17 protein-coding genes are annotated in these 12813 nt (G+C 37.1%); 16 read left to right on the top strand and 1 reads right to left on the bottom strand.

The features are described from left to right. Nucleotides 1–100 precede the first annotated feature (100 nt). Nucleotides 101–517, bottom strand: a complete 417-nt coding sequence (locus BM084_RS04105; RefSeq protein ID WP_057481156.1) for an HYC_CC_PP family protein — start codon at nucleotides 515–517, stop codon at nucleotides 101–103. Between the two features lie 237 nt (nucleotides 518–754). Here BM084_RS04105 and BM084_RS19095 point away from each other — a divergent pair, with 237 nt between their 5' ends. The 16 genes from BM084_RS19095 to BM084_RS04025 all read left to right on the top strand — a co-directional run bounded on the left by BM084_RS19095 (nucleotide 755) and on the right by BM084_RS04025 (nucleotide 12812). Beyond that, the gene (locus tag BM084_RS19095; protein WP_027884435.1) at nucleotides 755–1171 is read left to right on the top strand and encodes an HYC_CC_PP family protein; all 417 of its coding nucleotides are present in this window, start codon (nucleotides 755–757) and stop codon (nucleotides 1169–1171) included. Between the two features lie 176 nt (nucleotides 1172–1347). Next, nucleotides 1348–1929 (top strand): helix-turn-helix domain-containing protein, encoded by a 582-nt coding sequence (locus BM084_RS04095; RefSeq protein ID WP_093302931.1) that lies wholly within the window; start codon nucleotides 1348–1350, stop codon nucleotides 1927–1929. Nucleotides 1930–2111: 182 nt separating this feature from the next. Next, a complete protein-coding gene (locus tag BM084_RS04090; RefSeq protein ID WP_034892122.1) occupies nucleotides 2112–2339 on the top strand; it encodes a hypothetical protein in 228 nt (75 codons plus the stop codon). A gap of 10 nt (nucleotides 2340–2349) precedes the next feature. Next, nucleotides 2350–2562, top strand: coding sequence for a heavy-metal-associated domain-containing protein (locus BM084_RS04085; protein ID WP_027884438.1), 213 nt, complete (start codon nucleotides 2350–2352; stop codon nucleotides 2560–2562). A 22-nt stretch (nucleotides 2563–2584) separates the two neighbouring features. Continuing rightward, nucleotides 2585–2809 (top strand): SHOCT domain-containing protein, encoded by a 225-nt coding sequence (locus BM084_RS04080; RefSeq protein WP_027884439.1) that lies wholly within the window; start codon nucleotides 2585–2587, stop codon nucleotides 2807–2809. Between the two features lie 12 nt (nucleotides 2810–2821). Further along, a complete protein-coding gene (locus BM084_RS04075) occupies nucleotides 2822–3097 on the top strand; it encodes a DUF5676 family membrane protein (RefSeq protein WP_027884440.1) in 276 nt (91 codons plus the stop codon). 94 nt (nucleotides 3098–3191) lie between these two features. Next, on the top strand, nucleotides 3192–4010 hold the full coding sequence (locus BM084_RS04070; protein ID WP_037314446.1) for an AlbA family DNA-binding domain-containing protein: 819 nt from the start codon (nucleotides 3192–3194) through the stop codon (nucleotides 4008–4010). A gap of 132 nt (nucleotides 4011–4142) precedes the next feature. Beyond that, the gene (locus BM084_RS04065; RefSeq protein ID WP_075327984.1) at nucleotides 4143–4604 is read left to right on the top strand and encodes a universal stress protein; all 462 of its coding nucleotides are present in this window, start codon (nucleotides 4143–4145) and stop codon (nucleotides 4602–4604) included. Continuing rightward, nucleotides 4601–5956, top strand: a complete 1356-nt coding sequence (locus BM084_RS04060; RefSeq protein ID WP_093302929.1) for an NAD(P)/FAD-dependent oxidoreductase — start codon at nucleotides 4601–4603, stop codon at nucleotides 5954–5956. The genes BM084_RS04065 and BM084_RS04060 overlap by 4 nt, the downstream gene beginning before the upstream one ends. A gap of 7 nt (nucleotides 5957–5963) precedes the next feature. After that, entirely contained in the window at nucleotides 5964–7310 is a 1347-nt protein-coding gene (locus BM084_RS04055; protein WP_008616415.1) for an APC family permease, read from the top strand. A 19-nt stretch (nucleotides 7311–7329) separates the two neighbouring features. Continuing rightward, nucleotides 7330–8343 (top strand): type II glyceraldehyde-3-phosphate dehydrogenase, encoded by a 1014-nt coding sequence (locus BM084_RS04050; protein ID WP_093302926.1) that lies wholly within the window; start codon nucleotides 7330–7332, stop codon nucleotides 8341–8343. Between the two features lie 11 nt (nucleotides 8344–8354). Next, nucleotides 8355–9416 carry a class I fructose-bisphosphate aldolase gene (locus BM084_RS04045; protein ID WP_093302924.1) on the top strand — a complete coding sequence of 354 codons (1062 nt, stop codon included), beginning with the start codon at nucleotides 8355–8357 and terminating at the stop codon, nucleotides 9414–9416. 32 nt (nucleotides 9417–9448) lie between these two features. After that, nucleotides 9449–10279: a universal stress protein gene (locus BM084_RS04040; RefSeq protein ID WP_075327068.1), complete on the top strand. Its 831-nt coding sequence runs from the start codon at nucleotides 9449–9451 to the stop codon at nucleotides 10277–10279. Between the two features lie 2 nt (nucleotides 10280–10281). After that, a complete protein-coding gene (locus tag BM084_RS04035) occupies nucleotides 10282–11124 on the top strand; it encodes an ATP cone domain-containing protein (RefSeq protein ID WP_075327069.1) in 843 nt (280 codons plus the stop codon). Nucleotides 11125–11165: 41 nt separating this feature from the next. After that, nucleotides 11166–11420, top strand: coding sequence for a hypothetical protein (locus BM084_RS04030; RefSeq protein ID WP_013072813.1), 255 nt, complete (start codon nucleotides 11166–11168; stop codon nucleotides 11418–11420). Nucleotides 11421–11435: 15 nt separating this feature from the next. Continuing rightward, nucleotides 11436–12812, top strand: coding sequence for an MBL fold metallo-hydrolase RNA specificity domain-containing protein (locus BM084_RS04025; RefSeq protein ID WP_093302921.1), 1377 nt, complete (start codon nucleotides 11436–11438; stop codon nucleotides 12810–12812). Nucleotide 12813: the final 1 nt, after the last annotated feature.

Below are 12813 nucleotides of genomic sequence, written 5' to 3'. Positions count from 1 at the left end.
CTTTCTGATAATATCAGAAAATTAAACACAACAAAGTAAGCCCAAGATGGAAGTAACCATAGAGCAAATCTTTCCGATAATTATCGGAAACTGTTTAAAATCAAATTAAATAAGTTTCGTGTAGTTTTTGTACGTTCCTTACAAGATAAGGAGGTGTATAATCTCTAAATGGAACAATGTTCTTATCCAGTCCATCAAAAAGATTAATATAAGTATAAAAGAAAGTAGCAACAAAGGCTTGATGCTCAAAGCTTAAATTGGTGTAAGATGTTTTTAAATCATCTTGACCGTCATTCACTATTTGTGCATCTGAACAGCAAGATTTTTCCGAAAAACCTGCTTCACAACTTTTTTGGGATGATTGATTTTCCATACCACAGGTTTGAGCATTATGAAATAAAGCAAAATCAACCAATGAATCTCCACAATAATGCATATTTACAGTAAACGACATAGTGGTAACAAATACCAAACTCGCCAAGGCTACAGATAATATTTTATGGAAAAACGATTTCATAAGATTGCAAATATATATAAAACAACGAAATATAAAAACATTAATAATTCTTTTCGTTATGTTAAACTTTTACTTCCTATACTATTTTCGACAAAAATAAAAGAATCAAACTTCTAAAAATATGATAAATATCATATTTTTATTTTCTTTTTTGCAGTATGTTCGGCAAAAATAAGTCCTAAAAAATTCATTATTAAAAATTAGTTAACATTTGTTAATTTTTTTTATATTCGTATTATGCAAAGCTTTAATAAAATAATAGCTGTTTCATTGGTACTTGCAGTAATGTTTGCTTCATCGTCTTTTACTGTGAATATGCATTTCTGCTGTGATAAACTCGTGGATATGGCGGTTTTAAATAAAGCTCAGGTTTGTGATAATGCGGTGAAGGCTCAGACCAATCCTTCAAAAAAATGTTCGTTCGAAAAAAAAGGTTGCTGTGCTAATAAATCTATAGTTAAAGAAAGTGGCGATAACTTTCAAAAAGCTTCATTTGAGATGGAAAATCATAAACTGATTTTCCTACACACATTTTTTTACACTTACGTAAATCTATTCGAAGGGTTGGAACAAAATATAATCCCTTTTAGGGATTATGACCCACCCCTCATACCGAAAGATTTTCAAGTACTCCACGAGGTATATTTAATTTGATTTCATCCTAAGTAGGTTCTTTTTCAAACAACCTACCTTATATGTTGGCCTGTACTACGCAAAGGCTAACAACTGGTGCGCTCTATCCTGAGCATACCACACTTTCAACTATTTGAAAAACAGAAATTTATAATCTATTAGAATAAATACCATTCTAAGAATAAATAATTAATACTATGGATTTACAGAGAGAATTCTGGATAAAGAATATGGTATGTAGCCGTTGTCTAAAAGTAATAACGCAAGAACTGGAAGAGATGGGAATAACCGTACTCTCTTTGGAATTAGGTAAACTATTGGTTGAATCTTCAAAAAACACCACCACGGAGGTTACGTATAAAGTTACCAAAGTACTTCATTCCAATGATTTTGAAATAGTACAAAGTGAAGGGGAAATGCTGGTTGAAAAAGTAAAAATCATTCTAATCCAACTGCTTACTCAGTTACCACTTCATTTGAAAACAAATACTTCAGAACATTTGTCTTCTACGCTCAACAGGGATTATAAAATACTGAGCAGGCTGTTTTCTAAAAATGAAAACACCACCATTGAAAAATACTTTATAAAACTGAAAATTGAAAAAGTAAAAGAACTTATTCAATTAAAACAATATTCTTTTTCAGATGTGGCATATATGCTGGATTATAGTAGCATTAACCATTTATCAAGACAGTTTAAAGAGATTGTGGGAATGAGTATGAGCGACTATAAAAACACAGAAAAATGGAAACGAAATTTCTATGATGAAATTATATAAATAACAACGAAAGTTATGCAGATGAAGTAGCATAAAAACAGATAGCTTTCGTGTTAATTATAATATTAAAAACCCTAAAGCCCGAACTCCCTAAGGCTTGTGTTGATAATCCCCCAATTACAACATAAGCCAGTTCAGGTCTTAAAAAGGCGAGGAATAAACATTAATTAAAATAAAAAACAATGAAAAATCACTGGTTATGGATGGTCCTCGGTTGTGGACTGCCGCTTTTACTCATCTTTTTAGCACCATCTATTGGAATTGGTGGTGGCACCTGGCTTTTTGCATTTATTATAATAATGTTCGCAGTACACTTGTTAATGCCCATGCGGCACGGGAGCCATACGCACGGATTGTCCAATGAGAACTTAAAAAAGAAGGATAAAAAAAAAGAAGGACAACATCACTAAAATTTATGTTATGAAACGAAAATTTCAAATTAATGGTATTAGTTGCGGCGGCTGCATTAGCAGGGTCAAAAAGACATTGGAAGAACATCCAAAGATTGAAAAGGCAGAAATTTTTCTGGCACCAAAAGGAGCTACAATCATCACTATGAAGGAAACGCTTTCAGTAGATGAATTACAAAAACAACTCAGCAACCTTGAGGGTTACACAATTGAAAAACTATAAAAGTAACTTAAAATCAAAAATTATGTTTTTTCACGACGGAAGTTTCGGAGGTATGCACCTGATATGGTGGATTATTTGGATGGCGTTTATCATTTGGATTTTCTTTATCCCAACTGATATCCCATACCAAAAACCAAAAAAAGAAAAGCCATTGGACATCCTAAAAAACAGGTTTGCCAAGGGCGAAATTTCAAAGGAGGAATTTGAAGAATCCAAAAAATTATTAAAATCAGATAACCAATCTTAAAACATATAAATTATGTATCGATTAAATGTAAAAAAATTCGGTTTTGCCCTCGGTCTAACAGTATCCTTAATTTATTTGGGCTGTATGATCGTGATGGCTACAGCAGGACAGGAAGGAACGATTATATTTTTCAACAGCCTTTTACACGGTCTGGACACCAGTAATATTATAAGAATGGACGTGCCACTATTAGAAGCATTTTTTGGTATTGTGCAAAGCTTCATTTTAGGCTGGTTGATTGGAGCGTGTATTGCGGCATTTTATAATGCCCAAATAAAAAACAGATGATTTTGCATTAAATAGGATTGTTTAATCGAAAGTTTAGATAAGGCCCTCTTGAATTTAGAACATAATTATATCAAAGATTCATAAACCGCTAAAAATGATAAACAGTAATACTTATAAAAATATTAAGATCATTTTGACTCATTTATTTATTGGGGCAGGTATTTTTTATTTCCTGGTACACCCTTTTACAATGGTAATCTACTGGTTTGAGTTCAGTGATACGCCCTTCTCTTTCCCCTTGTTTCAGCAAGTCTTAGAAGAACGTTTTTTGGAATCTTTCAGTTTCAATATGCGGGGCATGGGCGGACTCTTAACTTTATTGGGAGGATTCTTGGGGATAGTTTCAGGTTTATTCTGGATAAACCTGAAAAAGAAAAATGAAATTATTGGCACACAACAGCGGCTGCTTGTTCGTGATATTGAAGAATTAATCCAGGCCGGTGAAAATGAACGGGTGGAATTCAAATCTTCCATACGCTATGATTATTACCGTAAAACAACCAATCGGGAACTGGAGTTGGTCATTGCCAAAACCATTGTGGGCTTTATGAATGCCAAGGGTGGAAAACTTATAATTGGTGTTGATGACGACGGAAATGTTCTGGGATTGGAAAAAGATTATAAAACCCTAAAGCATAAAAACATGGATGGGTATGAACGTGCGGTGTTCAGGATTATCTCTACACAATTGGGTCACGAGGCTTGTTTCAGCAACCATATTTCGTTCTACAGTATTGATGAGAAAGATGTGTGCGTGGTGGATATCGAACCTTCCAACGAACCGGTTTATGTGAGTGATGAAGGAAACACCACTTTTTATGTACGCACAGGAAATGCTACGTATCCACTATCGGTAAAAGAAACAGTGGATTATTTAAAAACCAAAAAGCTTAAGCTTATGCAATACAACTAGTTTATAAGAGAGGTTGGAAATGAAATATCCAAAATGATTCGATTACTAAATTCTTTGGCTTGACATGTAAATCTAATTCGGACAGAATTAGTGGAATTAAACCCGAAATCAGAGATTAAAAAGACGAAAAAAATGAAAATTGTATTGGCCATAGATGGTTCAGATTTTAGTGAAGTAGCCATTAACGAGCTTAAGAAAATGACTTTATCCTCAAATAGTGAAATTCATATTATAAATGTTTATGAACTTCCTAAAACAACCGGTCTGGGATTGCATACTATGGGCGGCAAGATAGGAAATTACATAGAAGAAATTAAAAGTAACGCTCAAAAATTGGGAAACAAAATCGTTTCAGAAGCTTCCGATAAAATCAAGGCCGAAAACAAGGCACTTACCATAACCACAAGTGTTGTTAGCGGACTGCCCAAAAGTACTATTAATGAAAAAGCAGAAAATTGGGGTGCAGATTTAATTGTAGTAGGCTCTCAGGGTCACGGTGCTTTTTCTCGCTTAGTATTGGGCTCAGTATCCCAATATTTAACCACAAATGCCAAATGTTCAGTACTGATTGCAAGAGATAGAAATAAAAAATGAAAGAAAAGCAAACACATAGCATTACGTTGGAATCCACCTGTAAGATAACAGATGAGATATGTCTTCCCGATACTAAATTACCTCGTGTGGTTATCGTTGGTGGAGGATTTGCAGGTTTGGCATTGGTTGAGAAACTGAAACACAAAGAAGTTCAAGTGGTTTTACTCGATAAAAATAACTTCCATCAGTTTCAGCCTTTATTATATCAAGTGGCAACGAGTGCCCTGGAGCCTGACAGTATTGTATTTCCATTCAGAAAACAAATCAATGGCTATAAAAATGTTTTCTTTCGTTTGGCTGAAGTTGAGGAAATTCAACCTGATTCAAATACTATATTGACCAATAAGGGAAGTGTTTCTTATGACTATTTAGTGTTGGCTACTGGCACGACCACCAATTTCTTTGGGATGGATTCTGTGGCCGAAAATAGTTTGGGGATGAAGGATATTCGCGATTCCCTCAACATCCGTCATATGATGTTGCAAAATTTGGAACAGGCAGCTATTACTTGTGATGATAAAGAACGCGACGCGCTGACAAATTTTGTAATAGTAGGTGGTGGTCCAGCAGGCGTAGAAATGGCAGGAGCTTTGGCAGAGTTTTGCAAATACATCCTTCCCAAAGATTACCCAGAGTACCCTTCTTCCATTATGAATATTTATCTAATAGAAGCCATTGATGAGTTGTTAGGCACAATGTCAGACAAGGCATCATCGAAAACCCTCAAATATTTAGAGGATTTGAATGTAAAGGTATTATTAAATGAAGCTGTAAGCAATTATGACGGCAACGAAGTCACTACCAAAAGTGGTAAGACCATTTTGGCTAAAAATCTTATCTGGACGGCTGGCGTAAAAGGACAATTCCCAAAAGGTATTGATGAAAAACACGTGGTCAAGGGCAACCGTATAAAAACTGGCTCATTTTTAATGGTAGAAGGTTACGAAAACTTTTTTGCCATAGGCGATATAGCTGCGCTTATTTCTGAAGAAAGACCCAAAGGGCATCCACAGGTGGCGCAGGCAGCAATTCAACAAGGAAAATATCTGGGTAATTCTATATTAAACCTCATAAATAATAAACCCACACAACCTTTCGAATATAAAGACAAAGGCTCCTTGGCCACTGTAGGAAAACGCAAGGCAGTTGCCGATTTGGGCAAATTTAAATTTGCAGGCTATTTCGCCTGGTTGCTGTGGTCCGTTGTTCACTTGATGTCCATAAGTGGATTTAGAAATAGATTGATGGTTGGTTTTAATTGGGCGGTTAGCTATTTCACTTATGAAAAGAGCAACCGCCTGATTATTAGAAACTTTAAACCGAAATCTTCGATTAAAAACAGGGAAAAATAATTTTGAAATGAAAAACACCACAGATAAAAATAATAAGCTTTCCTTATTAGGTTCCATATCTCTTGGTACAGGCGTAATGATTGGTGCTGGCATATTTGTCCTTATGGGGCAAATAGCAGAGTTGGTGGGTGATCTATTTCCCATTGCATTTATTGCAGGTGCTGTTGTGGTGGGTTTTAGCTCATATTCCTATGTCAAGTTTTCAAATGCTTTTCCATCGTCTGGAGGTGTGGTTAAATTCCTTAACAAATCCTATGGACCTGGAACAACAACAGGGTTTTATTCTTTGCTGATGTACGTATCAATGGTAGTTTCCGAAAGTCTGGTGGCGGGTACTTTTGGAGCATATACGTTGAGACTATTTCCCGAGTCCTATGCAGGTTATGCCTCTACCCTGGGTGTTGGGCTAATTGTTGTTGCTTATATAGTGAACATCCTGGGCAATAAGGTTATTGGTGCCACCGCGACATTTACCGCTATTATAAAGGTAGTGGGAATAGCAATTTTAGCTATTGCCGGCCTTGCAATTTCAGGTTTTGCCGATATTACGGGAAACTATATTCCCAAAAATACTGAGACATTACCACAAGGCTTCGGATTTGTGGCCGCTTTGGCGTTATCTATCCTTGCTTATAAAGGCTTTACCACTATCACGAACCAAGGGGCCGATATTAAAAACCCGCATAAAAATCTTGGTAGGTCTATCGTGTTTTCCATACTTATCTGCACACTGATATATGTAGCCTTGGCATTAGCTGTTGCGGGAGGTTTAAGCATTCCTGAAATAATCGAAGCTAAAGATTATGCCCTTGCAGCCGCCGCAAAACCTGTTTTTGGGGAATGGGGTTCCTGGATTACCATTGGCATTGCCATTATTGCCACGGTTTCTGGGGTCATTGCCAGTATCTTTTCCTCTTCACGCTTGTTGGCAATGCTCAGCAATATGAAACAGGTGCCTTCTTTAACCAAACTTGGTAGCTTAAAAAATCCAGCACTAATATTCACGTCTTCCCTCGCCATTTTACTGACCGTGCTTTTCGATTTGACAAGGATAGCATCCATTGGGGCTATTTTTTACCTTATTATGGATATCGCTATCCATTGGGGGCTGTTCCGTCACCTTAAAAACAAAGTGGTTTTTCAGCCTATCATCCCATTAATAGCCATCGTATTGGACATTGCGGTATTGGCAGCTTTTCTTTATATAAAATATCTGAACGATCCTTTGGTGCTTATCGTAGCAGCGATTGGGATTGTTCTAATACTTGTTGCAGAACGCCTTTTTATGATTTCACACACAGACGATGAAGGTAATATGCCAATGGGAATGGAAACTACGAACAATAAAACATAATTAATAAAAATCAATTTATATGAAAAATATAGCAGTTATAGGATACGGAGTCATTGGAAAAAGGGTGGCAGATGCCATCAACTTACAAAACGATATGAAGCTTTCGGGAGTATGTGATATCATTAGCGACTGGCGAATTCAAAATGCCGTAAGAAAGGAATACGACATTTATGCAGCAACTAAAGATGCTGCTGATAAAATGAAATCTGAAGGGATTTCGGTAAAAGGCGATATGCAGGAACTTTTAAAGAAATCAGATCTTGTTGTGGACTGTACACCCAAAAAAATTGCCGCTCAGAATGTCGTTATCTACAAGGAGCAAAACATCAAATTTATTCTACACGGTGGCGAAAAACACGAAACCACAGGGCATTCCTTTAGTGCAGAAAATAATTACAAATCAGCTCTAAACTTGAATGCGACAAGAGTAGTTTCCTGTAATACTACGTCTATTTTAAGAACCTTGACCGCTTTAAAAAGAGCCGATTTATTGGATTATGCCAGAGGTACACTTTTAAGAAGAGCTACAGACCCTTGGGAAAGTCATTTGGGTGGTATTATGAATACGATGGTTCCCGAAAAAGATATCCCAAGCCATCAAGGTCCGGATGCTAAAAGTGTTGACCCAGAACTGGATGTCATCACCGCAGCAGTAAAAGTACCGCAAACCTTAAGCCATCTGCACTATTGGAATGTGAAATTGAAAAAACAGGCGACAAAGCAAGAAGTGCTAAATGCTTTCAAAACGTCCAGCCGTATTAAATTGATTCAATATGACCAAGGTCTGGTTTCTAACAATACCATTAAGGAAATGTTCTTGGATATGGGAAGGCCTTGGGGCGATATGTACGAAGTAGCACTATGGGAAGATATGCTGAAGGTACAGGGAGACGAACTCTTTTATGCCTACGTGGTCGATAACCAAGCTATTGTAATCCCGGAAACAATTGATGCTATTAGGGCTTTAACTGGAATTGAAACAGATGGGGCTAAATCCATCGCCAAAACAAATGAAAGTTTAGGAATCCATTAAACACTATCGAGATGAAAATAAGCAAAAACATAATAGGACTTTTAGGAGAAAAGGCAGACTTCTATTTGGAACACGTTTGTGAAAAAATAACAAAGGATGAACTGCAAACCCCCAGTAAAGCAAACATAGATAAGGTATTTGTTCAAAGTAACAGAAATCCACAGGTACTGCGAAGTCTTTCGCAATTGTATAACCACGGAAACCTTGGCGGTACAGGCTATTTGAGCATCCTTCCCGTAGACCAGGGTATTGAGCACAGTGCTGCTTTTTCATTCTATAAAAACCCGGATTATTTTGACCCGGAGAATATTATAAAATTGGCAATAGAAGCAGGATGTAATGGAGTGGCTTCCACCTTTGGGGTTTTAGGATTAAACGCACGAAAATATGCCCATAAAATTCCGTTTATCGTGAAGATTAACCACAATGAACTGCTTACCTACCCAAACAAATATGACCAAACACTATTCGGAAAAGTAAAATCAGCTTGGAATATGGGAGCCGTTGCTGTGGGTGCCACCATTTATTTTGGTTCTGAAGAAAGTAATAGACAGCTAAAGGAAATAGCCGAAGCTTTTGAAGAAGCCCATAGTTTAGGAATGGCTACCATTTTATGGTGCTATACCCGCAATGAAAATTTTAAAACCGAAAAGAAAGATTATCACGCTGCCGCCGACGTTACCGGACAAGCTAATCATATCGGCGTAACGATACAGGCAGATATCATCAAACAAAAATTACCTACAAACAATTTTGGATTTAAGGAAATTGGGTTTGGAAAATATGATGATGAAATGTATAAAACCCTTACCACAGAACATCCCATTGACCTTTGTCGATTACAAGTCGCCAATTGCTATATGGGCAAAATAGGATTGATCAATTCCGGCGGTGGCTCTAAAGGTGAATCAGATTTGACCGAAGCGGTAACAACAGCATTAATCAATAAAAGAGCTGGCGGCTCTGGATTGATTATGGGTCGAAAAGCATTTCAAAAGCCTTTTATTAGAGGGATTGAGTTACTGCACTCCGTCCAACAGGTATATCTGGAAGATAGTATAACCATAGCTTAATTATAACGAAAACAATTTAAAACCAATAAATCATGAAAAACATACTCGTACCTACAAACTTTTCAGAAAACTGCAAGAAAGCAGAGGAACTCGGAATTGAAATGGCAAAGCTTTACAATTCAGAAATTCATTTTTTTCACTTAATTAACACCCCCGTAAACTGGGTTGAGCTAGATAAGGAAAAAGAAAAAAGATATCCAGAAACAGTAAAAGAAATAGGAAGTGCAAAAGCCTCCTTGAGAGCACTGGAAAAAAAAGCAGAACAACAAGAGCTTGAATGCAGGACGTTCCTTGAGTTTGATGGCGGACAGGCAAATATACTTAAACACTCCGGTCATTTTCACCACGACTTTATTGTTACAGGAAGCAGCGGCACCCGAGGTGGAGTGCGCGAATTACTGGGAAGCAATGTAGAGAAAATTGTAAGAAAAGCCGATGTCCCTGTAATTGTGGTTAAGGATGAAAAAGTAACTTTTCCTTTTAATAATATTGTTTTTGTTTCAGATTTTCTGGAAGATGTGAGCGAAGCATTTAAGCAGGTTATTTCTATTGCGGAAAAGTGCGGTGCACATCTTCATTTATTGAGGGTTAATACCCAAACTGATTTTAACAGTATAGAACAGGGTTTGGACCCCATCAAGGAATTCTTGAAGAAATTCCCCGATTTGGATAACTTTTCAATGAATGTATATAATGAACCTGATGTAGAAACAGGTATAAACAATTTTTTGAAATATAAAGATGCCGATTTAATAGCAATGTGTACTAGTGGCCGTACAGGTTTTTTAAGCCTGTTCTCCAAAAGTATCGCCGAGGGCGTAACCAATCATTCCGAATTGCCGGTAATGACCATTAAGGTATAACAATGAATAAACCAGTCCTAATAAAAAAATACTCTGGTGAGTACGAAGCCTTTGATGTAAACAAACTCATCAACTCCCTGCGGCGTTCACGGGCAGATGAGGATATTATTCAGGATGTAGCCCGGAAAGTACAAGAGCAGATTGAAGAAGGAATGACAACCAAAAAAATCTATCAGTTGGCTTTCAAGATGCTAAAACGAAAATCTAGGGTAAGTGCCTCAAAGTACAAGCTCAAAAAAGCTTTAATGGAACTAGGTCCAACCGGTTTTCCATTTGAAAAGTTAGTAGGCAAACTATTGGCACACGAAGGATTTTCAACACAGGTTGGTGTCATAGTTCAAGGCAATTGCGTTCAGCACGAAGTGGATGTGATAGCGCAAAAAGGAAATAAACATTATATGATTGAATGTAAATACCATAGTGACCAAGGCAGGTTTTGCAATGTAAAAATCCCATTATATATCCATTCACGGTTTTTGGACGTGGAAAAGCAATGGAAACACCAAAAAGGTCACGAGGCTAAACTTCATAAAGGCGGGGTTTACACCAATACGCGTTTCACAACCGATGCCATTCAGTACGGGAAATGTGTTGGAATGCTTATGACCAGTTGGGATTATCCAAGAGGAAATGGTCTCAAGGACAGAATAGATAAATCGGGGCTACATCCCTTAACCGCTTTAACAACACTTACCAAAGCTGAAAAAACAAAATTATTGGATCAAGGCATCATACTCTGCAAGGAGCTACACGAAAATCCAGACTTTTTGGAACAAATGGGTATCAGTAAGCTAAGGCAAAATAAGATACTCGAAGATTCAAGAGAATTATGTAGATCCCATTAATTCAAATAATGAATAATTACTAATTTTTAAAAATAATACAAATGAAAACTGAAGAATTGCAAAAACAGGGCAACATAGATTTAGAACCATTTTACCAGGCATTGGAAGATGACTCAAAACTACTTGAAGAAGCCCTTGAGATATTATTGGAAATGGTTCACTTTGAACCTAAATCAGTAAAGAAATTGGCTCTTTTTATTAAAGAGGATTCTCGTAATCTATATAAAGAAATAGTGGAATTGAGCAAATCAAAACAAGATAAAGGAAATACACCTTCCTGCTGTGGTGGACTCTAAATAAATACTATAAAGATGGATAACAATAAAATAAATATTCACTTTTTAGGTGCAGCAGGTACGGTAACCGGCTCAAAATATTTAGTGGACACAGGAGATAAAAAGATACTCATAGACTGCGGACTTTTTCAAGGGCTAAAGGAATTACGCCTTAAAAACTGGGAGTACCCACCTGTTAATGTTGCTGATATTGATGCTGTTTTGCTCACCCACGGCCATATGGACCACACAGGTTATCTGCCGAGATTGGTAAAGCAAGGTTTCAAAGGGCCCATCTATGGTACCAATCCCACCTTGGACATTGCAAAAATCATTTTGAATGATAGTGCAAAAATTCAGGAACAAGAAGCAGAACGTGCCAATAAAGAAGGCTATTCCAAACATAATCCTGCTGAACCATTGTACGACCTAAAGGATGTAGAAAAAACTATCCCTCATTTTAAAGGAATTCCGCAATCACAATGGATTCCATTGTTTGATGGCATAAGGGCTCGATTTCAATATAATGGACACATTCTGGGAGCAACTTACATTGAGTTGGATGTACACAGGAAACGTTTTGTGTTTTCTGGCGATATAGGCAGAACAAACGATTTATTACTGTTTCCGCCATTAAAGCCAAAAAAGGCAGATGTATTATTTATTGAATCCACCTACGGAGGAAGATTTCATCCTGATGAAGTAGAAGCACTTCCACAGATAGAAAAATTGGTCAATGACACCATCAACAGAGGTGGCAGCCTATTTGTTCCAAGTTTTTCAGTAGAACGTGCCCAATTGATGATGCTGATTTTTTGGAAATTATTGAAAGAGAAGAAAATACCAAAAATACAAATGATAATGGATAGCCCAATGGGAGCAAGTGTATTAGAATTGTTTCATCGCACAAGAGATTGGCACAGGTTGGAAGATAACGAATGTGACGAAATGTGCTCGCACTTTACGGTCGTAAGCAGTTATCGGGAAACAATGGAATTACGAACAGATAATAAACCGAAAATCGTGATTGCAGGAAGCGGAATGCTCACAGGCGGAAGAATGCTAAACTACCTTGAAACACAGGCACAAAACCCCAACAACACCTTGCTTTTTGTGGGTTATCAAGCTGAAGGTACGCGAGGCAGAAAATTATTGGAAGGCGATAAGGAACTTAAAGTGTATGGAAAATGGGTGCCCTTTGATATGGAAGTTGCAGAAATTGAAGGGCTTTCGGCACACGCAGACCACGCAGAACTTATGGACTGGATGGATAAGATAAAAAACAAACCCGAACGTATTTTCATTGTACACGGTGAAAAAGAGAGTGCAGAAGCATTGCAAAAAGGCATCAAGGAAACCTATGGGTGGGATGCAGAAATTCCGCAATTATACACCATCGAAGAAATAGAATAAA

This window comes from Salegentibacter agarivorans, assembly GCF_900113135.1.
Taxonomy (GTDB): domain Bacteria; phylum Bacteroidota; class Bacteroidia; order Flavobacteriales; family Flavobacteriaceae; genus Salegentibacter; species Salegentibacter agarivorans.
This window is presented reverse-complemented; position numbering and strand designations above follow the sequence as displayed.